Here is a 25326-nt window from a genome sequence, read left to right as displayed (position 1 = left end):
ACATAAATCTTAATGTTCAGTATTCACTCTTGATAACGATAATCATAAACCAATTCAATGACCTTGCTATTAAATTGGCTGGCTGGGGTTACTGTTAAGCGTTGCCAAGGAATAAATCCTAAAAACCATATTTTCCAAAAGCCTAATCCATATTCAGGATTTTTATGTAACAACTTTCTAAAACTTTCAATTTCCCCCAATTCAATATTTGTGGCTTCTTTAATAACCTCATATACAAATCGAGAGCAAAATTGACGACCAGACCATAAATTAAACCCTGTGTCATATAATATCCCCATTCTCTTTTTTGCAGCGTGCATAATGTTTATTTTTTGCGTGTTACTTAAGGGCTGTTTTAATCGTGCAATCGCAAAAGAGTCTTTTTTGGATCGGGCTATAAATTTAGATAAAGGAATGATTTTTGAGAATGGAATTGTACTTTCTGCTACCCAATATTCATTATGTTTAAAGCCAATAATAATCCCTACATGATTTGTCCATGATAAGGTGGCTTTTGCTACTCTATTAAATATAAAATTATCAATACGAATAAAAACAACATCTCCTATCCGTAATGATATTTGATCAAAACCCTGTATAGTAGCTTGAGAATTTTTCATAAAAATAGGCCTATATGTTAACTATAAGCCTAAACTTTATCATAGAATCAGTTTTTGAATATCTTTTGTTTACTAGACGCAAACAAGTTAATTAATCTTCAAAATCCATTTTAAAGAGCTTATTTTTAACAGAAACACCTGGTTGCAAATCATATAAATCAACCATGGTTGTGCGCCCTTGAGCATCTAAAACACGCCAAGCTTTTAACATCATCGGATTTTGATTGAAAATTAATGTTAAGCTGCCATCCGATGGCGAGGCTGTACGCACAACGGTAATTTGAAACAAACCATTAATATTCGGTGGCGTGAAATTTGTTATGGTCACATCGCCAGAAAAACTCAGTTGAGGTTTTAACAATAATCCTAATGGACTTTGATCCAAAGGTATAGTCGTTGTCTGCCCAACTTCGCTATCGTGGAAAACCATTTTGCCATCATTCGCGACTAACAGAAGCTGGCTGGGCTTATTATATTCAAACCGAATACGACCTGGCTTTTTTATCCATACCGTTCCTGTACTACGCTGACCGTCTGGAGCAATTTGTTGGAACTTTGCTTCAAGCGTGGTTAACTTATTAATCCATGTTTGCGCTTGATTGGACAAAGCTTGGTCTTGAGCTGAAAGCTGCATACCACCATTATTAGACGAAGTTGATACAACAACTTGTGCAGCTGCTTGATTACTGGAACCTGTTATTCCAAGGCAAGCCATTCCTAATATCCCAATACAGCCAGTAATAAGACGTATAGACTTCATAAACAGGTTCCTTTTCCTCTATAATAATTTCTTATATAGAGGTTTTTTTAATTAAAGGCTAGCCTCTACAATACGACGAGCCACTTCAGGGGATATATTACCTTTTTCCCCAAGGGCTGTTAATTGATGACGATTTAATTGTTCAACGACTTTATTAACCGCACTGCTATCCACATCATAATCTTTCAAATAGGTTTGAATGCCTAGGCTTTCAAAGAATGCACGGGTTTTCGCAATCGCTTCATCAATGATTTTTTCTTCATCATTGCCCTGCAATCCCCAAACTCTACGACCATATTGAACCAATTTGCCGTGCTTATCTTTGCGCATTTCGTTCATCAAAGAGGGTAACAAAATTGATAATGTTCGACCGTGATCGATACCATATAAAATCGTCAATTCATGACCGATCATGTGAGTCGCCCAATCTTGAGGAACGCCAGCACCGATCAATCCATTCAGTGCCATGGTTGCTGCCCAAATGAAATTTGCACGTGCTTCATAATCTTCAGGATTATTAAGGGTTCTTGGCCCCTCTTCAATCAAAGTCAATAACAGTCCTTCGGCAAAACGATCAGGCACTGCTGCATGAATAGGATAGGTTAAATATTGTTCCATAATATGGACAAACGCATCAGCAACGCCATTTGCAACTTGATTTTTAGGTAAGCTGTATGTTTTAGTTGGATCTAAAATAGAAAATAAAGGATATAAAAGATCATTATGAATAGGTAATTTATCATTCGTAGATTTACGTGAAATAACGCCACCACAATTCATTTCTGATCCTGTTGCTGGCAATGTAGGAACAAATCCAAAAGGCACTACACTGGTAATATTACTGCCTCCATTGGTTACAATTTCCCAAGCATCTCCTTTGTAATGCACTGCCCCAGCAATAAATTTGGTTGCATCCATCACAGATCCACCACCAACACCAAGAAGAAAATCAAAATTCTCCTGACGAATTTTCTCGACAGCTTTCATTGAAGTTTCAAATGTTGGGTTGGGTTCTATTCCTTCAAACACCGCAAATTGACGGTTTCCTAATGCTGCTTCAACTTCGGATAACGTTCTGTTTTTTCGAACGCTGCCACCACCGATAATAATTAAAACTTTGGCTGTTGCAGGGATTAAATCATCTAATTTTTTAATAGTTTCTTGACCAAAAACAATCCGCGTAGGATTACAAAATTCAAAATTTTGAAGTGCCATAATATACCTTCACTAACAATAAAATTAATTTATTAATAAAGAATATATCAAATCATTAACCATTAAATAGATGAAAAATTATCATATCTACTATGAAAATATATAATTAAAAGGAATTAATTATGATTAACAATAGGTTATATGGAAATTTAATAAGGCATAAGAAAGAAAATCACCCTTTCTTATGCACTTTATATATTACAATAACTAGCTATGTGTCGTATTTGTTGAATTGATAGCAGGTTTTACGACTGAAGGTGTAGAAATCACTTTAGCACCACCAGAACGTTGAATTTGGAAGATTTGTAAATCACGCTTTACATGACCGTCAGCTTGTAAAACAAACAATCCATCCACGCCATCAAAACCATCTGCACGCATTAAGTTTTGCGATGTATACCCACCAATTTTGCTCAAAGAATTGGTCAAAGCAGCAGTATCATACGTTAGATCAGCCAATGGCTTTGGTGCAACGCCGTATTTAGCTCTGTATTGCTGTGCAAATGTTGCTCTTTTTTGAGGATCAGGAGATGCATACCATGCACCTTGCAGCTTGCCTAATTTAGACGCAAACGCCCCCCATAATCCAGGGCCCATTATTCTGACTTTGGTAGAGGAAACTTGGGTTTCATCCAAAGCATCAATGACAGATTGTAATTGTAACCCAGTATCTGCTAGCAATAACGCATCAAATGGAGGATTTCCAAGCGCTAAATTTTTAGCATCGTTTTTAGGCGTTGAAGAAGTTGATTCTGTTGGTGCTAGCTCATCCAACAAATTACCATCATTATTATCACCTGTTGAGGATGGTTTTACAGCAGCAGATGACGTTGGATTCATTTTAGCATCTTGAACCCGTGCATCAAAATTAGATAATGTTTTTAATTGTTGGGTAATGTCCTCTTTAGACGCTGTATGATAAACGATAACAGGCTGCGATAATCCTAGATCAGCACAGGCTTTGGTCAATGCATTACCCATTGCTTTGCCCATAGGATTTTCAGGCAACAAAGCTGCAAATTTTGTTTTGCCTTCATTCTTTGCTGCACGAACCATCGTTAATACTTGTTGTTCTGGAGTTACACCAAACGCCCAAACATTAGGACCTGCAACTGAAACATCACTGGTATACGCAACGACTGGGACATTGCTGGCCGTGGTAACAGATGCTACTTCGGTTGTGTTCGTGGCTGTTAACGGTCCTAAAATAATTCCATCACCCGCAGCAACAGCTTTACGTGCTGCCTCAGCAGCTCCCCCTGCTTGCTCTGTATCAAAAACATCCAGTTTAGGTGCAGAAGGATCGCTAAGCGCCAATTTGGCTGCTTGCATCATATTATTCCCCAAAGCACCATTACGACCGCTGAGCGGTAATAATAATCCAACTTGCTTTTTAGGATTATTATTTGCAGAAATTACAGGATTTGGACTGCCATTCCCATCAGAAGAACAAGCTGCTATTATTAAAACCGGAACACAAACACTCGCTTTTAATAATTTAGTCACTATACTTGCTTGCCTAGAAATCCCTTTTTTCTGTAAAGGATTTATGTTCTTACTCAATATTTGTGCTCCTTTATATAACCGAACTTTTATACTTTTTGAGATTGCTTTTATTATGAAACAAGAAAAATCTATGCTATCAGATACTTCCTTACCTTTAACAGATCAACAAAATTCTAAAGAATCAGTCAAAGGGTCAGGCGAATTCATTCTTATTTCTACTCCTATTGGTAATCTTAGCGACTTCAGTCTCAGAGCTAAACAAACGTTAGAAGAGGCTGATATTTTACTCTGTGAAGATACCCGCGTTACTGCTAAGCTTCTTGCAGCATATGGGATATCTATTCGTATGGAAAGTGTTCATGAACATAATGAATTACAACGAACAACACAAATTATTTCAATGTTGCAACAAGGAAAAATAATCGCCCTTGTTTCAGACGCAGGAACGCCTTTATTATCCGATCCTGGCTATCGATTAACCAAAGCCATTATTGAAGCAAATATTCCATTAACCGCTATTCCAGGTGCTAACGCAGCATTGACGGCATTAACCCTTTCTGGTCTTCCACCCCATCCTTATATGTTTGTAGGGTTCCCACCACCTAAATCACAAGCCAGACAAAATGGATTTACCACTTTAAAAGCCGCAGAACGGGCCGGCCTGAAAGCAACCCTCATATGGCATGAAGCCCCCCATCGTTTAGTCGACATGCTGAAAGACTTAGCCCTTATTTTTGGTAATGATCGTTCTGCCGCCGTCGCTCGGGAACTGACCAAAAAATTTGAAGAAGTGCAACGCAATACATTGCATGAATTAATAGAACATTTCACCAACACACCTCCTCGGGGTGAAATCACCGTTTTGCTGGGACCTCCGCCCGATCGAGATGAAATTACCGAAGATGATTTAGATCAACAACTACAAACGGCTTTACAAACCCTGTCTGTCAAAGATGCAGCCTCATTGGTTGCTACGGCCATTCATTTGCCAAAGAAAATCGTTTACCAACGTGCGTTGGAATTAAGTAAAAACAAATAAAACAACTCATATTCTTGCTCATCCAATTGAATATATCACGGAGAATCATCATGAACACTTACAAAGACCTTGTTCACACGGTCATTCAAGAAAATCTTGAAACATTAATGGCCGTTAACTCCGAACAAATACAGCAGCTTATTACAGAAATCCAACAAGCTAAAACCATTCAACTCTATGGTATGGGCAGAATGCAATTATCCGTTCGTGGTTTTGCAATGCGATTAAAACATATGGGATTTGACAGTTACGTCGTTTATGATACGACAACCCCTTGTATTGGCAAAGATGATCTTTTAATCGTGCATTGCGCAGTTACTAATGTTGAGTTGAACGTTATTCAACTGGCTAAAAAAGCAGGTGCACGTGTCGTTCTGTTAACCGCACATCCAGAAAATGAACATGGACAATATGCTGATTTATGTGTTCGTGTGCCAGGACAGATTTTTGGAACTGAGACAGAAACTCATTCCATTCAACCGATGTCGACTTTACTGGAACAATCTTTATTTTTATTTACAGATATTGTTACCATGATGCTAATGAAGCAATGCAACGTCTCGCTTGAGAAAATGAAAAACCAACATACAAACTTAGAGGGTCTTTCAGGAGATTTTGCATAGAGTATAATAAATTAAGGGTAATGATATTACCCTTAATTTATTATAAAGCGGTAACAAAAGCAACAAACCCAAACACAATTCCTGGTGCATTGGCTACTGCAACGGGCCAATCTTTGACCTTGGCCCCATACCATACCCAAATTGTGCAATTCACCATTGCAGCAGCAGGCTGCCAAGGTTGCGCAACATGTCCATGTAAATTATCCCAAATCTGTGGAATATAAAAAAAATACATACAACAAGCCGTAAATGTTCCGATCCATCCAATCAGATGAATATATTTTGAAAGCTCTTTATTTTGCATTTTTTACCTTAACTTCAATAGGTTAGTCTAAGAAATTACAAGATATAAATTTTAAATATCATTTATAGTAAAAGTTATTTTATTTGATAAGATAACTTAAGATGTTAAAGATAGTTAATAGTTCCGATATTTTATATATCATGACATGATATGAACCGCTCATTCTATTTTATATATTAGGGAGAAATTTCATGAAACTTCAAAATAAGGTCATTTTAGTCACAGGTGCTGCACAAGGTATTGGGCGCAGTGTTGCTTTGCGCCTAGCCAAAGAAGGTGCCAATGTAGGACTTGCAGATCTTAAAAAAGAACAATTAGAAAATGTCGCCCAAGAAATCGAACAACTGGGACGTAAAGCCGCAATTTGTGTCACCGACATCAGTGATCGAAATGCTGTTTTTGCTGCCGTTGCACATACTGAAAAAACACTTGGTGGTTTTGATGTAATGATTAATAACGCTGGAATTGCTGCTGTTAAACCATTGGCAGATGTCACGCCTGAAGATATCGATCGCATCTTTAAAATTAATGTGAATGGTGTTTTATGGGGAATTCAAGCGGCTTCTGAAAAATTTAAAGAGCGCAAGCAAAAAGGAAAAATTATTAATGCTTCCTCTATTGCTGGGCATGATGGAATGGCGATCCTTGGAATTTATTCAGCAACTAAATTTGCAGTTCGTGCAATAACACAAACAGCAGCAAAAGAATATGCTTCGGCCGGTATAACTGTCAACTCCTATTGTCCTGGAATTGTTGGAACAGATATGTGGGTCGAAATCGATAATCGTTTCTCTGAAATTACAGGTGCACCAAAAGGTGAAACTTATCAAAAAATGATTGATTCAATCGCCCTTGGGCGTGCGCAAACACCTGATGATGTAGCTGCTTTGGTTTCATTTTTATGTAGCGATGATTCAGACTATATTACTGGTCAATCTATTATTACAGACGGTGGTATTGTTTACCGTTAATCAATTACAACTCAGCTAAGATACAACATAAATCCTGGTGATAATCGATTTCAGTAGGCTGGTTTACAGAATAAATCTTGTTCAGTTTACTAGCCAACTTTTTATGCTACAAACAAAACGAATTGCTACAAAATATAAAGATTTCCACTAACCCTTACATTTTTAATTTATTGAAGTTCTAATGCAAAAAAAAACAATTTTATTTTATGGGGACAGTAATACCCACGGCACAAAACCCATGTCTAGTTTTGACAAAAGTGAGCGTTTTACCTCAGGAGAACGCTGGATAGGTATATTACAAAATAACTTAAAGCAATATCATATCATTGAAGAAGGTCTACCAGGACGCACAACCGTTCATGATGATCCTATCGAAGGAAAACACAAGAATGGGTTAACATATTTACGCCCTTGTTTAGAAAGCCATACGCCCATTGATATTTTTGTTCTAATGCTGGGAACGAATGATCTTAAAACACGGTTTTCCGTCACTGCCGCTGATATTTCTTATTCTATTAACCAATTAATTTCAGAGATTAAAACGTACCATCTGAAATCAAATCGAAATTGCCCTAAAATTATTTTACTTTGCCCTCCACCCATCAAAGAAAATAGAAGTGATTTAAGCAATATTTTTGCAGGTGGTGAAGAAAAGTCAAAATCACTGCACCATTTTTATCAAAAAATCGCTCAAAAACATGATCTAACCTACCTTGATATCGGTTCGGTCGTCACGGTCAGCGAAATTGATGGCATTCACTATGATTTGGATGAACAGGTCAAATTAGCACATTCTATTCAAAAATTGATCGAGAATTTATAATTAAATCCCGCCATAGATACACCATACTCTCCGCTTATTTTAATTAAACAATACATCACCAAGGAGAGCAAGAATGATGATTAAATCAATGGTTAAAGTCGGTTGTTTTTCAACTTTATTACTGTTTTCTATTCCTGCACTTGCAGTGGATCATTATGATTTTAAAACCTGCAAAGAAAAAGCTGCAGATATTCAAGAAAAAATATCTTATGCCAAGCAATCCAGTAATCAGAACAAAATAGACAAGTTTGAACATAAGCTAAATAGAATAAATAACAAATGTACGAACTCCTATCTTCAAGAAAAATACCAAGAAGACGTTGATGATGAACAAGAAGATGTCTTTGAAGCTATTAATGAATTGAAACAAGCTCAACAAAGTGGTGACACTCAGAAAATTGCTAAAAAACAAGCAAAATTGGAAAAGAAGCAAGCTGAGTTTAAAGCTGCACAAGCAGCTTTAGAGGCTTTTAAGAATAAAGTGAAAGCCAACCAATAATCATTCTCTTTTTAATTTTTGATCATGGTGGAAACTAACAAGCGAATTCTATTTTCAACATCTTGAGATGTTCCACCTAATCTGTGATCTAATCCCAATACAACAATTCCATGCACCGCTTCATACATGGTTCTGGCCAACATAATATTTTTCTCTTGATCCGTCATATCTTTGGAAAATAACGTAGTGATTTTTAAAATCAATTGACTACGCACTTGTAAATATTCAGAGGGTAATTCACTTTGAGAAAAGCGTAATACAAAAAGCGCTTCCCATTGATTAAAATAATCCTTTGCATAAGTAAAATAAGCCAATGCTAAAGCAGTTAATCGATCAACAACTTGCTCTTCTTTTTCAGCTTGAGCTTTTTCAAACATATATTGACCCATTTCAGTTAATGTGCGCGTATTGACCGCAAGAATAACATCATCTAGCCCTGTAAATAAATATCCCAATGACCCCAATGCGCAACCCGCCCTTTTCGTAACGGCGCGTACTGTACACTTACGCAAACCCTCGGTAACAATAATTGTATAGGCAATATCAATAATCTTTTTGCGCAACTCGTCTGGATCTTTACCTTTACGGCCCATTTGCTTTCCTCCTTTTCATTTATATCTTTATGCACTCTAACATTAAAAATTAAAAGATATAAATATTTTTGAACCATGTTCAAATAATTCTTGTGTTTTATCTCGAATCGTGTTTAATGAACAATGTTCAATATATAAATAAGGATTCGAAATTGTCAAAACAATCAAATACAACAACCAGCAGCTGGGTATTATTCACATGGGTCAGTTTCATCATCTCCATCGTCGCCATGGCTTTCGCAGTAATTTACATGCCTATGGATAATTGGCTCAGAGCTTACCTTGGCCTTGCTAGTTTATTTTTGGTTCAATCCTCTATTTCTTTATCAAAAACTCTACGTGACCAAGCCGAATATCAATCAGAACCAACTGAATAAATAGAAATAAGGCAACCAATCATGCCAAAAACATCCAATACCTCTCAACGTTCTTTATGGTTTTTATGTTTGGCACAATCTTGTGGTGTGTTGAACGAAAACATGATTAAAAATGCAATGCTCGTTATGGCTTTATTCGTTATGAACTACCAAAACACAGGGATTGCAGCGATTGCTGGTGGATTGTTTATTCTGCCCTATGCTTGTTTTTCAGCTACCGCTGGACAGATTGCAGATAAATTTTCAAAACAACGCGTTATGATTGCTGTAAAAATTATCCAAATCATTTTAGTCCCTGTATCATTCATAGGATTTATAAATCAGCATGTTCCAATATTACTTGGTTGCTTGTTTTTACTTGGAACGGCAGAGGCATTCTATTGTCCATTAAAATATAGTATTATCCCTGAGATTGTTGTGAAAAAGAAAATCCTTTTTGGTAACAGCCTCATTGAAACCTCTACGTTTATTGCTGTATTGATTGGCATGTTACTTGGTGGCTCCCTTATTCTTTTTCCTGGAGGACTATATTGGGTTTGTGGGACTGCCTTTATTCTCTCAATTCTAAGTTTAATTTCTGTCTTTAAAATTAAAAAAATTGAACCTGCTGATAAAGACATAAAACTAAACCTCAATATCATCCAAGAAACCTACAGAACCATTGTACTTTCTCACAAAAATCGTAGTATCTGGTTATGTATTCTAGGTATCTCTTGGTTTTGGACAATTGGCTCTGTTGTGGGTGCGGGTATCTTCGATATATCCTCTCAAATTATCCTACATAATGGTCATTATCTAACCAATTTATTCATTGCTTGCTTTTCTTTGGGGGTTGCGGGTGGATCTATTTTATGTTCTCGATTACTAAAAGGAACGATATCTGCTCGCTTTATTCCAATCGCAGCACTTGGGATTTCATTCTTTTGTTTAGATTTTGGATTTGCACTTTTTTCAATCCATAGAATGGATTCTTTATCTAGCTTGGTTACCTCTTTTACAGGATATCGCCTTCTTATTGATTTAACCTTAATGGCAATTTGTTGTGGGATTTTTTCCGTTCCGCTTTATGCAATTATTCAAGAAAAATCTCCAAAAAACAGCAAAGCTAGAATTATTGCAGGCAACAATATTGTCAATGCGATCATGATGGTCACTGGTTCTTTTATCTGGGCCAGAGCCAGTGCTTATGGTTTTTCCTCTGCATCTCTCTTTATCTCTCTTTCCATCATTAACTTATTTGTAACGGTTTATATTATGCGTTTTTTTACTTCAAAAATTCTTCAATTAATCTTTAAATTATATTTTCAAATCTTTCATAAAGTTACTATTGAAGGAATGGAAAACTTTGCAAAAGCTGGCGATAAAGTCGTGATTATATCCAATCATACCTCTTTTGCAGATGCCAGCTTATTATCTTGTTACCTCCCAGAACAGCCAGCTTTTGCAATCTATACCAAAACAGCACAAAAATGGTGGGCTCGTCCATTTCTTGCGTTCGTCAAAACATTCCAAATAGACATACAATCCCCTTATGCCATCAAAGATATGGTTCATGCCGTGCGTGATAAAAAACAAAAATTAGTTATTTTTCCAGAAGGACGCCTGACAAAAACAGGAAATTTGATGAAAATTTACGAAGGTGCTGGCATTGTTGCTTATAACGCCAATGCAAAGATATTGCCAATTTACATAAATGGATTACAATTTGGATATTTTGGACGTATGAAAGGAAAATTACCATTATCTTTATTTCCCCGAATATCGATTACTATTAAACCCCCGATTAACATCAATGACTATCTTGACCCAACAATGTCTCATCAAGAAAATAGACATCAAATTGCAAAAACAATAGAACGAATTATGATCAACACTTCCTTTGCTGCGAAAAGCACTGAAAAAACCATTTTTCAAGCATTAATCGATGCAAAAGATATCTATGGCAAAAAAACGGAAATTATTGAGGATATTAAAAGAGAGCCTTTTACTTACGAACGTATATGTCTAGGTGCCGTTTTATTTGGCAGAAAAATTGAGAAACAAACAGAGGAAGGCGAGTGCGTTGGTTTATTATTACCTACATCTTGTGGGGCGATTATTTCCTTCATGGCGGTCTCTGCGATTGCGCGTGTTCCACACCCAATCAATGTATCCACAGGGACTGAAAATATTTTAAATATTTGTCAAACAACAAAGATTAAAACGATTATTTCAAGTCATCTTTTTATCGAAAAAGCCAACCTAGGTGATTTAGAGGCCAAACTTAAACACGATATCCAAATTCTTTATCTAGAAGATATTATCCAAAGCTTTACATTAACTGACAAGGTCAAAGCACAAGTAGATTTGCTTCGTCCAGAGCGTCTTCCTGGTATGAATGTTTCTCACCAATCTCCTGCAGTCATTTTATCCACATCTGGATCAGAAGGACACCCAAAAGCAGTTGTTTTAAGCCATCATAATATCCTAACCAACTGTCAACAAGTTGCCTCTGTTATTGACTTCAGCTGCGCAGATCATGTTTTTAATGCAATGCCTATTTTCCATTCTCTTGGATTGACTGGTGCAACATTACTCCCTTTATTTTTTGGCGTCAGAACTTTTCATTATCCTAATCCTTTACATTATAAAACGATCCCATCCGTAATTTATGATACAGATGCAACGATTTGTTTTGGGACAGATACTTTTTTGAATGGTTGGGCCAAATATGCACATCCTTACGATTTTTATGCCATGCGATATATCATTACTGGTGGAGAAAAAGTTAAAGACGAAACACATCAATTATATGCTGACAAATTTGGTGTTCGTATTTTTGAAGGATATGGTGCTACGGAAAGTTCGCCTGTTATTGCATTAAATACCCCTATAAACCATCGTAAAGGAACGGTTGGTCAATTTTTACCAGGCATCGCCCATCAACTTGTTCCTGTCTCAGGGATTCATACAGGTGGAAAATTGTTAGTCAAAGGTCAAAATATTATGATAGGCTATATGACACATACTAATCCTGGTGTCATTCAACCTATGCAAGATGAATGGTATGACACTGGGGATATTGTAGATATTGATACAGATGGATTTGTGACAATTACTGGTCGGGTGAAACGCTTTGCAAAAATTGGTGGAGAAATGATTTCTATGACGACGGTAGAACTTATTGCCAGTAAAATATGGCCAGAAGCCACAAATGCTGTGATCAATTTAACAGACGATAAAAAAGGCGAACAATTATTGTTAATTACAACACAACAAGATGCTGCCCTTGATCTGTTATTATCCTATAGTAAAGAACATGATATTGCAAAAATCATGATTCCTAAAAATTTGAAAATTGTCAAAGAAATCCCTCTATTTGCAACAGGCAAAATTAATTACCCAGAATTACAAAAGCGATTACAATTATAAAAAAATGGAGCATTTTATACAATGAGTAAGAAAAAAATTGTTGTTTTAGGAGGCGGAATTGCCGGAATTGAATTCCTGGTCAGAATCAATAAAAAAATTGATCATTCCCGATATGAATTATGTTTAATTGACAAAAATGAATTTCATACATGGAAACCTATGTTACATACGTTTGCTGCAGGCAGCGCCTCTTTGCAAGAGCAAGGAATGTCGTTTCTGATCCAAGCCAAACGACATAATTTTACCTTTCAACCTGGTGAAGTATCATCAATCGATACAGAGGCAAAAGAAATTACTCTGGCACCATATATTGATCAATATGATGATGAAATTTTACCACAACGATGCGTCTCTTACGATTATCTTGTTATTGCATTAGGCAGTAAAGCCAATGATTTTAATACCAAAGGTGTTAACGAACACGCTTATACGATTGATGACGTTGGTTATGCGCTTGAATTCCATCATGATTTAAAAAAGTACATTATGCAATCGACCATTTTGCATACAAAACATCATGTCATCATTGTTGGGGCTGGGGCAACGGGGATTGAGCTTGCTGGTGAAATTGCTGAAATGCTACAACAAGCTTCACAATATACAGACCACGACTTTAATAAGCATATTGATTTAACGGTTATCCAATCTGGAGACAGAGTTTTACCAGGGTTCCAAAAAAATATCAGTAAATCTGTTCAAAAAACAATGGATAATATTGGGGTAAAAACGTTACTTTCAACGCGTGTAACAGAAGTCACAAAAGATCATGTTGTTTTGGATTCTGGGGACACCTTACCCGCAGATCAAGTTGTCTGGACAACAGGAATCAAAGCAATAGACGTGGAAGGTGATATTGCAAATACAGAGCGCTCCAAAAACGCACAATTCGTGACAGATGAACAATTTCGCTTATTAAATCACGACGATATTTTTGTAATTGGTGATTGTTCTTCCAGACAAAAGAATCCATTGGCTCCGACAGCACAAGTGGCACGCCAACAAGCTATTTACTTAAGTGCTAATTTTGTAAAATTAATTAACAAAGATTCTAATATTCCAGCATTTGTTTATAAAGATTATGGATCTTTAATCAGCGTTGGTCGTTATGGATCTTTTGGAACTTTTGGACACAGCACCCATGTTAAAGGGATGCTGGCCTATTTAGCGCATACATTTTTATACCGCAGTCATCAAATTAATATATTAGGCCCTTTCAAAGGAATAAGTGCAATCTTTGCAGATATTCTTCGTTCGATATCAAGATAAATACGAATAGATATAGAGTGGTTGATAAAAACTGCTCTATATTTCATTCTGGGAATGTTTTATAAATTTCTTAAAATACGCATTTATAATAATTTTTATTAGATATAATTTATTCTAAAATAATATTAGTAAAAAAAACGTTATTTTTAATCTAAGAAAATTCAAGATACTCTTCTGTAAAGCATGCACTATTTTAAATAACGTATATGTTGTTTTAATGGGGCTGCTGATATTAAAAATCAAAGTGAAGAGTTGTTTAATGCCTCAAAATATTTCTCCTATTGAACTCGAAAAGCGATGTGCAATAATCGAAGCATGCCTTGAAATGAACCGTCTTGGAATTAATCAGGGTACTTCTGGAAATATCAGTGTCCGTCACGAAGATTACTTATTAATTACCCCCACCAGTGTTCCCTATAAGCAGTTAAAGCCTGAAAGCATTGTCCGTATGGAAATGGATGGTTCTGTCAAAGGAACTTTGAAACCATCCAGCGAATGGCGTTTTCACTTAGATATTCTAAACGCACGTCCCGAGGTTAATGCAGTTGTTCATGCTCATCCAACTTATTCAACTATTATCTCAATTATGGGACTGGATATTCCAGCCATTCATTATATGATCGCCGTTGCGGGAGGGGATAATATTCGCTGTGCACCTTATGAAACTTTTGGTACAGAAGCCTTGTCTCATCAGGCGTTAAAAGCTTTAGAAGGGCGCAAGGCCTGTTTATTAGAACATCATGGCATCATCGCTGTCGGAGCCAATTTATCCAAAGCTTTGTGGTTGGCGGTAGAAGTAGAAACGCTTGCAAAGCAATTTCATGGGGTTCTGCAATTAGGCAAGCCCAGAGTTTTATCGCACGATCAAATCGATGCTATTGTTGAAAAAATCAGCAATTATGGTCATGCGGATTAGTCAAATAGTAATATAATGAAAGGAATATCACGATGCCACGCTTTGATGTAAGCTCTATTGGACTATGTGATGTTGATATATTGGGGCGACCTATTAAAGCAATCCCCCCCGAAGGTAAGTTGGAACTTATCGATCAAATTCGCATGACAGTTGCTGGCACTGCTGGCGCAACAGCAATGGATTGTGGAATTCTAGGCGTGTCTGTACAAGGTGTGTTTACGGTTGGTAAAGATGATATGGGGGATTATATTTGCTCTAAATTAACAGGATTTGGGGTCGATTGCTCTTTAATAAAACGTACCGATAAAGCGCAAACCTCTGCTTCCATTTTACCTATTCCTGAGAGTGGTGGCAGACCTGCTTTACACGTAATGGGGGCATCCGCTATTTTTAATATTGATGAATCTGAATATGACAAAGTTTTGGATGCTCGCATTATTCATGTTGGGGGCACAGGTCTATTAAAGTCATTTGATGGGCAACCAACAGTCAATCTATTAAAAAAAGCCAAGGAACTAGGGCGCACGACGACTTATGATCTTATTGGAGCCAGCGCAAAAACATTTGCATTGGTCGAACCTTGCTTGCCTTATATTGACTATTTTATTCCCAGCATTGAAGAAGCTGGCGAAATGTCTCATCTAACTGATCCAAAAAAAATCGCCCAGTTTTATAAAAAACTTGGTGCCAAAAATATCGTATTAACCATGGGCGGGGACGGTGTTTATGTATCCCCACATTCAGGAGAGGACTTTACGCTTCCTGCTTACGATATCCAAGTGGTTGATACGACAGGATGTGGGGATAGCTTTAGTGCAGGCATGATTGTAGGATTGATTAAAGGATGGGATTTACCTCAATCTGCTCGTTTTGCTTCTGCGGTTGCCGCAAAGGTTGCGATGGGACTTGGATCGGATGGAAAATTAGTATCTTTTGATGATACAATACATGCAATGAATACATTACCCACCAAATAAATATAGATTAAGTATATAAATTCAGTATTATAAAGGAAGAGTATATTATACAAAATATATTCTTCTTTTTTGTTACCTCATCCATCCTAGGTATTGTTGAACATGCTGATAAATTACTTTAATCTTACCAAAAATTATTGTGGGATTACTGCCTTAATAGGAGTGCTGTTTCTTTTACAAACGCAAACGGCCTATGGACAATCAAGCCCAACTGAAACAATCGAGCAAGTTTATTCCTTTTACCAACCTCAACAAGATAACAAATCAAATGATATTGGGCTGGATCGAACAGATTCAAAAAGTGAACAATTCTTTTCACCTGATTTTTTCAAAGTCATCAAAGAAGATGATAAATTGACCTCTGAACAAGGCGATGGCAGCATTATGGATTATGATTTTATCTGTAACTGCCAAGATCCAATGGATGGTCTAATTGTTAGAAATATCGGAATTCTTCAGGAAACTGAACATACCGCAAGAGTAAAAGTTTCATTTGATTTTGTTATAAACGGTAGTGACACTTTTCAAAAAGATGATGTCTTTACAACCGATCGCCCTGGTCAACAACATACTTATTTTAATTTAATTAACTTAGACAATCACTGGTTCATTGATGATGTTACTGATGAAAAAAATGTTGGTATTAAAAAAACATGGAAAGAGGAACTTCACAAATACTATCATAGTTCTATTCAATAATATTAAAATGGCATATTACCACTAATATAACAACAAGCAGAAACCTTAAAAATTATTTTCTTTCGTGAAGTCTCGTTACACTAATAGGTATAGAATCTTCAGTCTATTACATCCATGCAATACCAAAAAAACAGCCCGTAAAAAAACAGGCTCATAGACACTTAACTGCTTTAAACAAAAACCATCAAGCCTCTGTATTTCCAAATGATTTATATTCACAAATGTTATTTCAAAAAGAAGTATGTTTTATATTATATCATTGCAAATAGTATCAATTTAATGAATAAGTGATCATTATATATTTAAAAATAAATAAAGGTGAATTTTATGCCGTTTTTACGATTTATTTGCTTATTCCCTCTTAAAATTCTCCTTATTTTACAAAGGCTTATTTTATTTATCTTAAGACCGATTATTGGTCAAATTCACTTTACATGGTCACCTCCAAAATGGGCAGTTTCTTGTTGGCAATTCATATGTCAAAGAAAGAAAAAAATTTCATATGGCGTACCCATATGTCTCGCACTGTTTGGGTGTTTTACTTATGGAGTATATTGGTATAAAAATCGTCCAATTCCTCCTATCCCCAATCTGGTTAAGATTTATGCGGTGGCTCCATCTCTGACAGATTATAAAAAGTCACCACCGACCATTTATCCTTTAAGAGTTAATTTTTCAGGTTCTGCGGCTCCTTTGGACAAAGTTGGTAAAAATTTCCCAAACCTCTTTCCAATTTCTCCTGAAATAAAAGGGGTATGGCATTGGGTTAATGACCATTCTTTAACCTTTCAACCCCAAACGGATTGGAGCGCTGGACAAACCTATCAAATTGATTTTACCAAACCTCAAGAATTTAATCCAAATGTTATTGTCCGAAATGCCAGAGATATCAATAATAAAATTCCCACTGTTCCCTTTACAACCGTAGCATTTGACGCAACAGTTCAATCCAAAGCGTTTCAACAAGACGATCAAAATCCAATGATTAAAAAGGGTGTTTTCACCATCCATTTTAATATGCTTGTCGATCCGATCAGCTTTGAAAAAAACATTCATTTATCATTAAATTCATATGTTAAAATCGAAAGCTCATCTCTGTTTGGTGGTAATAAAAACAAAACTAGAAAAATCAGCAAGAATATTCCTTTTACTGTTGTTTATGATAAGCAAACCTTAACAGCGACCATCTCTTCTGAAACTCTTCCTATCCCAAATGACGACAGCCAGTTGGAATTAACAATTGATCCAGGAACAACATCACAATTGGGACATGGTACCCTTACGAGCAAAATCGTTACGTCGGTTAATGTTCCCAGTAAATATACTCTGCGTGTAGATGGTTTAAGCTCACATATTGTCACCGATGAAAAAAATAATTCGGATCAAATTTTAGAGGTAGAATTCAACTCTCCAGTCAATGATGAACAAGTTGCTCGAAATATCTCCGCGTGGATCTTACCGCCGTTAAAAGATGAAGATTCTGCGTGGAATCCAAAAACATTGACGCCTCAGACTATCAGCCATTTCACACCCCTTTCATTATCATTGATTCCTGCTGAAAATAGTGCCCAAGCTGTACAAAGTTTTAAATTTAAGACCGATCCTAATCAACAAATTTTGGTGAAAATCAATACAGGCATACAATCTACGGGGGGATATGTTCTCAGCACCCCATCAACGATGATCCTGAGTGCACCAGACTATCCAAGACGATTGAACTTTATGTCTGATGGGGCTTTGTTATCCCTGCATGGCAGCAATAAAGTTTCTATTGTTTCCCAAAATCTGACGGGCGTGCGGATGGTTATCGGACAACTTCGTCCAAATCAACTTCAACATTTGGTCAGTTTCCGCAATAATGAGGACAATTATAACCAAGTAAACTTTACCTATCCCTTTACAGAAGATCACATTATTAATCGTTATGAGCAAAAAGTCAGCTTTGGCAGCAAACCCTCTCATGACATTCGTTATGATGGCTTTGATCTTTCTTCTTATCTTCACAAAGGACTACATGGTGTCTTTATTCTGCATTTATCTGAATATGATAAACAAGCAGAATTAAAAGCAAAACGAGAAACTCTTAAACGAAACCGGCTTAATAACGAAAAAACATTTGCGCTGGGGTCTACGCCTACCGCTAACTCTGATGCAAATAATAACGATGACAGACCTGATGAAGATGAAGACCGTTCCTCTGTGAATGATAGTCGCCTGATTGTCATTACTGATTTAGGAATGATCGTCAAAAAATCTCTTGATGGTAGTCAAGACGTCTTTATCCAATCAATCAGTGATGGAAACCCTGTTGCGAATGCTGATGTTTCCGTAATGGGATTAAATGGAGAAAAACTAATCACAAAAACCACTGATGATTCTGGTATTGTGCATTTTCCTAATTTACAAGGCTATTCAAAAGATAAACGACCTATTCTTTACGTTGTCACCAAAGAAGATGATCTATCTTTTTTACCAATTGATGCGTCTAATAGACAACTTGACTTCTCTCGGTTCAATATCGGTGGGGATATTAACACTATTCACAAAAAAGAGATTTCTGCCTATTTATTTTCTGATCGCGGGATTTACCGAACAGGTGAAGATTTTCATATTGGTATGATCATCAAAGCTGCTGACTGGAATAATTCGATAACGGGCTTACCATTAAAAATCGTTATTACAGATCCCACAGGAAAGAGCTATGAACGACCTGTAAGGGTTGACGCAGATGGGTTTAATGAGTTTACCGAAACCATTGGCGATAATGATCCCAATGGAACGTGGCAAATCAGCCTGCAAACCATAGACCCAAAAGATAAAGACTGGTCTCAAGAAATTGGATCAACAACCATCAAAGTTAAAGATTTCCTGCCTGAACAAACGCGTGTTTCAGCTCAATTTTCAGAAAATAATTCCAAAGGATGGGTAAAACCTGAACAATTAAAAGCAATCATCGACGCACAAAATCTGTTTGGCACCCCTGCCAGCAACAGACGTGTAGAAGCCAGCATTAAAGTTTCGCCTTTTATTCCTCAATTCGAACAATGGAAAGACTATCAATTTAGCGTTGCTGATCATTTGCAAGAGAGTTTCGAAGATACCCTACAAGAAGGAACCACGAACGATCAAGGCAAAGCTGTGTTTGATCTTAATCTGAAAAAATATGCCAATGGCAGCTATTCTTTGTCATTCCTAGGGCAAGTCTATGAACCAGATTCAGGGCGCAGCGTTGCGGCAACGGCTAAAACCATAGTTTCACCGAATGACTATATGGTTGGATATCACTCTACGGACGATATCAACAATATCAAGATCAATAGCGCTGTTAAACCCGTTCATTTGATTGCCATTAATCAACAAGCAGACTTAATTCCATTATCTGATTTGAAACTTAGGCTTATTGAAAAACGCTATGTATCTGTTTTGGTCAAACAATCCTCTGGACTTTATAAATATGAATCTAAACTCAGAGAAAAGACTTTAAGTGAAACACCATTCACGATTGCTAAGAATGGCAGTGATTATCCCATCAATACCAAAATCTCTGGGGACTATAAGCTTGTTATTATCGACAAAGATAATCATGAACTCAATAGCATTAACTATTCTATTATTGGGGCTGGTAATCTATCTCGATCTTTGGAACGAAATGCCGAGCTTAATATTCATCTTGATAAAAAATCTTATAAGCCAGGCGAGCAAATTGAAGTTGCTATTCGCGCCCCTTATGCGGGCAGCGGATTAATCACAATTGAAAAAGATAAAGTCTATGCGCATACATGGTTCCATACGGATACCACCAGTTCTGTACAGCATATTACCGTGCCAGAAAATCTGGATGGCAATGGATATATCAATGTCCAATTTATTCGTGATCCTGCTTCTGATGAAATCTTTATGAGTCCACTCAGCTATGGCGTTATGCCTTTCTCTGTTGATCTTGAACAACATCAAAATCCATTGACCATCACAGCTCCTAAAATCACAAAGGATCGTAAGATAACGTTCAGCGTGACGTCAGAACGACCAACACGTGTGGTTTTGTGGGCGGTTGATAAAGGCATTTTACAAGTTTCAAAATATCAACTACCTAACCCCTTGGGTTATTTCTTCAGCAAGAAAATGCTTGATGTGCAAACCTTACAGATCCTAGACCAAATTCTTCCTGAATTTAGTCAATTACTAAAATCTGTTTCTGCTTCTGGTGGGGATGACGAATCTCCATTTGCACAACATGTTAACCCGTTTAAGCGCAAACAAGATAAACCTGTGGTGTTTTGGTCAGGCATTGTTGATATTGATGGCACCAGAGAATTCACCTATGATGCCCCAGACTATTTTAACGGCACGTTAAAAGTTATGGCATTATCTGTTTCCGATGAACAAATTGGTGTCACCAGCCAAGAAAGCATTGTCAGAGATGATTTTGTATTAAAACCCAATGCACCCACAACGTTAACCCCAGGCGATGAGAGTGAAGTCAGCGTTTTAGTTGCAAATAATTTAGAAAATCTTAATAATCAAAAAGTTCCTGTTACGGTTCGTTTGAAAACAACCCCTCAGTTTCAAGTTATTGGTGATAATAGCCAAACATTATCTTTGGGCGAAAAACAAACTGTAACGGTTAGATTCCGTATCAAAGCTTTGAACCAAAATCTTGGGTCAGGGGACTTACATTTCTCGCTTAACTATAATCAATCCTTAACCAATGCCACCGCCCATGTTTTATTACGACCTGCATCTACCTATCGCACTCAAGTCGATATGAACAGCGTCGGGGCAGGACAAACCAAACGCTTTACAGATTTGCGCCATGTCTATCCTCATAATGCGTTGCATTACGCTTCGTTTTCTAATCTGCCAATGGTCGTTATCCAAGGTTTAGGAACCTATCTGATTAATTATGAGCATAGTTGTTCTGAACAGTTAGTCAGCCGTGCTTTTGCATTGCTTACCATCCAGAATAATTCAGCTTTGAAAACTATTTTTGCTCAAACGGATCCAAAGCAAATCAGCGCATTGAACAGCTCGTTGGATCAAACGATTTCTGTATTGCAAGAACGGCAAAATAATGCAGGGGCTTTTGGTTTATGGAGGTCAACACCGAATGCTGATAATTTTGTAACCGCTTATGTTACATTCTTTTTACAAAACGCAGCAGATCAGGGCAAACAAGTTTCCAGCACTGCTTTAGACAAAGCATATGTCTATTTAAAAGATTATGCCATTAATGGGAATACCAGCACTTTATCAGAGATGCGTAATAAAGCGTTTGCCATTTATATATTAACCAAGCATGGCGTTATCATGACCAGCCCGATTGCTGGTCTGGTAAAAGATTTGAACAATCACTATAAAGATGAATGGAAACAAGATTCAACGGCTGCATGGTTAGCCTCTGCAATGAAGCTGATGAAGCAAGATGAAGCTGCACAACAAATGATGGCTGGCCCTTTAAAAAGGCTGCAACGTGATCCTAAACAATCCACTCTGGGTTGGGAGTTTGATGGGTATGACGGTGGCGATCTAGCACAGGATGCAACGACCCTTTATCTTTTGTCTCAACATTTCCAAGAAATCATACCAACGCTCTCTAAAAATACTTTTACCAATATTTTGAACACTATTGAACAAGGTTACTATAATACGTTGTCTTCTTCCTTAACGGTGATGGCGTTTGATACTTATTCAGCCAATATGAAAGATAATACTCAAAACCTTTTGATCCAAGCACTGCAGGACTCAACAGAACAGGGGCAAAAAGTACCTTCTGTCTTGAAAACCAGTCAACTCAAGAATGGGATACAAATTCTAAACTGGCAACAAGGACCGACAAATTCTTTATCTTTTGATAATAAAACAGGCAACAAAGCATGGTATAGCGTTATTCAAAGAGGTTTTGATCAAAACCCACCGAAAACAGCTATTCAGCATCAAATGGAAATTATTCGCGACTATACGGATCAAAAAAACAATCCTGTATCCAGCGTTAAGATTGGTCAGGAAATCTTGGTTCATCTTAAATTCCGTTCAACGGATAATAAAACACATGCAAATATCGCCATTACGGATTTGCTTCCTGGTGGGTTTGATCTGATGACAGAAAATGAACCTGCGGAAAGTAACGGCTTTTACCCTGACTTTGTCAATAAGCAAGAAGATAAAGTGCTAATTTACACATCGGTAACCAAAGATATTCAGGAATATGTCTATCGGATCAAAGCAACCAATGCTGGGAAATATATCATCCCGCCTGCTTATGGTGAAGGAATGTATAACCCAACCATTCAAGCAAGATCGCTTTCAGGTGGATATCTTTCTGTTACCTCGCCTAAATGATCCGTCTACTGATACATTCTGCCACTCATTATATAAAAAAGTGGCAAAATTGGATTTGTGCAGGCAGCTTAATAATCCTGGTGATTATTGGCTGTCGCCTATATCCCCATCCCCCTTTACAAGACATATTACCTGTATCTCAGATCGTGTATGACCAACAAGGCAAATTATTACGACTGACCCTAGCCAGAGATGATCGTTATCGATTATGGGTGCCGCTAGCCCAAATATCGCCCTCTTTAATCAATGCGGTTTTGCTGCATGAAGATCAATGGTTTTATCACCATTTTGGCACGAACCCCTATGGTATTGCCAGAGGTGCTGTCGTTACTTATCTTTTACATGGTCATCGGCAAGGTGGATCAACCATTACGATGCAGCTTGCACGGTTATTATATCACCTCAATACCAAAACTCCTTGGGGCAAAGCAAAACAGATTTACTATGCCACACAATTGGAACTCTTTTATTCAAAAGATGCAATTTTAGAAGCTTATTTAAACCTTGCGCCTTACGGTGGGAATGTAGAAGGGATCCAAACCGCAAGCCTGATATATTTTAATAAAAACGCATCTGAATTAACAATACCTGAAGCACTTTTATTAGCCATTATTCCTCAAGAGCCTAATTTAAAAATCAAATGCAAACAAAAAGATAATTGTTTTATTACCAACCAGCATTTATTGGATACAAGATCTCGCCTCTATGAAGCATGGAAAGAAACATATTCAATCGATCAAAATCTTTCTGCTTTAATGCAATTACCTTTACCAATTCGACCCACTACAAAATTGCCTTTTGAAGCCCCGCACTTTGTAGAACAAATTTTACATACTTATCCTACACAACATCGGATAAATTCAACATTAGATTTGAATCTACAACATGTTTTAGAGCAGCAAATTTCTAATTTTATCAACGCAAATCATCAATTTGTCATTCGCAATAGTGCTGCTTTATTAGTTGATACGAATGATATGAGCGTCAAAGCTTTGGTTGGATCAGCCAATTATTTCAATCCTGCCATTTCTGGTCAAATCAACGGCACCAATATCAGAAGGTCACCAGGATCATCATTAAAACCCTTTATTTATGGATTAGGGTTCGATCAAGGGTTTCTGCATCCTCAAACGATTTTGTACGATATCCCTATGAGTTTTTCAGGATATATGCCTGAAAATTTCGATGGACATTTTAAAGGGCCCTTAACGGCAACAATTGCGTTAAATTTAAGCCGAAACATTCCCGCTGTTTGGGTTAACGCACAACTAAAAAATCCTGATTTCTATCATTTTTTATCATCAGCCAATATTAGCCATCTTAAAAGCCAACAATATTATGGGTTATCCTTGGCACTGGGCGGGGAAGAAATTAGTATGCAACAAGAGGCAACTTTATATGCTTTGTTAAGCCACCGAGGAAAATTACGTCCTTTACGGTTTCTCTCTATTGATCCTATACAAGAAGGAAAGCCTTTATTAAGTGATGCAGCTCGCTTTATGGTTTTGGATATATTGTCCCAAAATAAACGTCCAGATGAAACCACTTCTGCGATTATGTCGCCTTTTCCAATTGCATGGAAAACAGGAACCTCATCAGGCTTTCGTGATGCTTGGACAGCAGGATTATTTAGCCATTATGTATTAATTGTTTGGGTTGGAAATTTTGATAATTCCAGCAACAGTAACGCAACAGGTATTAAAACAGCAGCCCCTTTATTTTTCAATATTATTGATGCATTACGACCTGTGACAACAACGCACGATTTGGCTGCTTGGAACCCACCAAAAGATTTAAAGAAAGTGCAAATCTGCCTTGCCAGTGGTGATTTGCCCAATCGTTGGTGTCCACAAACAGGATATACATGGTTTATCCCAAGCGTATCACCCATCAAAGTCAGCACGTTACACCAACCTGTTAAAATTGATACGCTTACAGGAAAAGTTGCATGCCCCCCTTATGAAGGGAAACAAATCCATACAGAAATCTATGAATTTTGGCCCTCTGAAATTCAATTGCTTTTTAACAAAGCTGGATTATCTTATCGACATCCTCCTTCTGATCCAACATGCAAGAAAGAATTTAAAAATACTCGTCCTCCCCATATCAAGTCTCCTCATGCATATCAAACCTATATATTGCGTTCAAAATCAGAGGAAAATACTCAGAATTCAATCCTATTAACCGCCAATGCCGATGGAAATGCTTCACGTTTATATTGGTTTGCAAATAATGTATTTATCGGACAAACAACACCCAATATGCCGATCTTTTGGCAACCAGAATTGGTTGGTAAGTATCATCTATCCGTTACTGACGATCAGGGGCAAAGTGAGAGTATAAATATTACAGTAGATTCGATTCAGTAGAATCTATATAATCTATTAA

The 25326-nt window shown here is 37.1% G+C and carries 19 protein-coding genes; 13 read left to right on the top strand and 6 right to left on the bottom strand.

The window, feature by feature from the left end; all coding sequences use genetic code 11:
* Window positions 1–23 precede the first annotated feature (23 nt).
* From PQG54_RS05730 to PQG54_RS05715, 4 genes are all read right to left on the bottom strand, one after another.
* Window positions 24–620, bottom strand: coding sequence for a YebB family permuted papain-like enzyme (locus PQG54_RS05730; RefSeq protein WP_271789734.1), 597 nt, complete (start codon window positions 618–620; stop codon window positions 24–26).
* A gap of 91 nt (window positions 621–711) precedes the next feature.
* Complete coding sequence (locus PQG54_RS05725) at window positions 712–1380, bottom strand: LolA family protein (RefSeq protein WP_271789735.1); 669 nt, start codon at window positions 1378–1380, stop codon at window positions 712–714.
* Between the two features lie 51 nt (window positions 1381–1431).
* On the bottom strand, window positions 1432–2595 hold the full coding sequence (locus tag PQG54_RS05720; protein WP_271789736.1) for an iron-containing alcohol dehydrogenase: 1164 nt from the start codon (window positions 2593–2595) through the stop codon (window positions 1432–1434).
* 207 nt (window positions 2596–2802) lie between these two features.
* Window positions 2803–4158 carry a penicillin-binding protein activator gene (locus PQG54_RS05715; protein WP_271789737.1) on the bottom strand — a complete coding sequence of 452 codons (1356 nt, stop codon included), beginning with the start codon at window positions 4156–4158 and terminating at the stop codon, window positions 2803–2805.
* Between the two features lie 55 nt (window positions 4159–4213).
* Here PQG54_RS05715 and rsmI point away from each other — a divergent pair, with 55 nt between their 5' ends.
* Window positions 4214–5140: a 16S rRNA (cytidine(1402)-2'-O)-methyltransferase gene (gene rsmI, locus PQG54_RS05710; protein ID WP_271789738.1), complete on the top strand. Its 927-nt coding sequence runs from the start codon at window positions 4214–4216 to the stop codon at window positions 5138–5140.
* A 50-nt stretch (window positions 5141–5190) separates the two neighbouring features.
* A complete protein-coding gene (locus PQG54_RS05705; protein ID WP_271789739.1) occupies window positions 5191–5763 on the top strand; it encodes an SIS domain-containing protein in 573 nt (190 codons plus the stop codon).
* A gap of 40 nt (window positions 5764–5803) precedes the next feature.
* Here PQG54_RS05705 and PQG54_RS05700 read toward each other — a convergent pair whose 3' ends face one another.
* Window positions 5804–6067, bottom strand: coding sequence for a hypothetical protein (locus PQG54_RS05700; protein ID WP_271789740.1), 264 nt, complete (start codon window positions 6065–6067; stop codon window positions 5804–5806).
* Between the two features lie 191 nt (window positions 6068–6258).
* Between PQG54_RS05700 and PQG54_RS05695 the strand changes: the two genes are divergently transcribed.
* The 3 genes from PQG54_RS05695 (at window position 6259) to PQG54_RS05685 (ending at window position 8360) form a co-directional block, all read left to right on the top strand.
* On the top strand, window positions 6259–7038 hold the full coding sequence (locus tag PQG54_RS05695; protein WP_271789741.1) for an acetoin reductase: 780 nt from the start codon (window positions 6259–6261) through the stop codon (window positions 7036–7038).
* A gap of 181 nt (window positions 7039–7219) precedes the next feature.
* Window positions 7220–7861: an SGNH/GDSL hydrolase family protein gene (locus PQG54_RS05690; protein ID WP_271789742.1), complete on the top strand. Its 642-nt coding sequence runs from the start codon at window positions 7220–7222 to the stop codon at window positions 7859–7861.
* A 73-nt stretch (window positions 7862–7934) separates the two neighbouring features.
* Window positions 7935–8360 (top strand): DUF1090 domain-containing protein, encoded by a 426-nt coding sequence (locus tag PQG54_RS05685; protein ID WP_271789743.1) that lies wholly within the window; start codon window positions 7935–7937, stop codon window positions 8358–8360.
* A gap of 11 nt (window positions 8361–8371) precedes the next feature.
* Here the strand turns inward: PQG54_RS05685 and PQG54_RS05680 are convergent, their stop codons facing one another.
* Window positions 8372–8953 carry a TetR/AcrR family transcriptional regulator gene (locus PQG54_RS05680; RefSeq protein ID WP_271789744.1) on the bottom strand — a complete coding sequence of 194 codons (582 nt, stop codon included), beginning with the start codon at window positions 8951–8953 and terminating at the stop codon, window positions 8372–8374.
* A 152-nt stretch (window positions 8954–9105) separates the two neighbouring features.
* Between PQG54_RS05680 and PQG54_RS05675 the strand changes: the two genes are divergently transcribed.
* The 8 genes from PQG54_RS05675 (at window position 9106) to pbpC (ending at window position 25307) form a co-directional block, all read left to right on the top strand.
* Window positions 9106–9330 carry a YiaA/YiaB family inner membrane protein gene (locus tag PQG54_RS05675; RefSeq protein WP_271789745.1) on the top strand — a complete coding sequence of 75 codons (225 nt, stop codon included), beginning with the start codon at window positions 9106–9108 and terminating at the stop codon, window positions 9328–9330.
* 21 nt (window positions 9331–9351) lie between these two features.
* Window positions 9352–12741, top strand: coding sequence for an MFS transporter (locus PQG54_RS05670; RefSeq protein ID WP_271789746.1), 3390 nt, complete (start codon window positions 9352–9354; stop codon window positions 12739–12741).
* Window positions 12742–12762: 21 nt separating this feature from the next.
* On the top strand, window positions 12763–14007 hold the full coding sequence (locus tag PQG54_RS05665; RefSeq protein WP_271789747.1) for an NAD(P)/FAD-dependent oxidoreductase: 1245 nt from the start codon (window positions 12763–12765) through the stop codon (window positions 14005–14007).
* A 259-nt stretch (window positions 14008–14266) separates the two neighbouring features.
* Window positions 14267–14923, top strand: a complete 657-nt coding sequence (locus PQG54_RS05660) for a class II aldolase/adducin family protein (RefSeq protein ID WP_271789748.1) — start codon at window positions 14267–14269, stop codon at window positions 14921–14923.
* 32 nt (window positions 14924–14955) lie between these two features.
* Window positions 14956–15900, top strand: a complete 945-nt coding sequence (locus tag PQG54_RS05655) for a carbohydrate kinase family protein (protein WP_271789749.1) — start codon at window positions 14956–14958, stop codon at window positions 15898–15900.
* Between the two features lie 102 nt (window positions 15901–16002).
* Window positions 16003–16599 carry a hypothetical protein gene (locus PQG54_RS05650; protein WP_271789750.1) on the top strand — a complete coding sequence of 199 codons (597 nt, stop codon included), beginning with the start codon at window positions 16003–16005 and terminating at the stop codon, window positions 16597–16599.
* Window positions 16600–16926: 327 nt separating this feature from the next.
* On the top strand, window positions 16927–22938 hold the full coding sequence (locus PQG54_RS05645) for an alpha-2-macroglobulin (RefSeq protein WP_271789751.1): 6012 nt from the start codon (window positions 16927–16929) through the stop codon (window positions 22936–22938).
* Window positions 22935–25307 carry a penicillin-binding protein 1C gene (gene pbpC, locus PQG54_RS05640; RefSeq protein ID WP_271789752.1) on the top strand — a complete coding sequence of 791 codons (2373 nt, stop codon included), beginning with the start codon at window positions 22935–22937 and terminating at the stop codon, window positions 25305–25307. The genes PQG54_RS05645 and pbpC overlap by 4 nt, the downstream gene beginning before the upstream one ends.
* Window positions 25308–25326 lie beyond the last annotated feature (19 nt).

The sequence above is a fragment of the Commensalibacter communis genome (assembly GCF_947179015.1).
In the GTDB taxonomy this organism is placed as follows: Bacteria; Pseudomonadota; Alphaproteobacteria; order Acetobacterales; family Acetobacteraceae; genus Commensalibacter; species Commensalibacter communis.
This window is presented reverse-complemented; position numbering and strand designations above follow the sequence as displayed.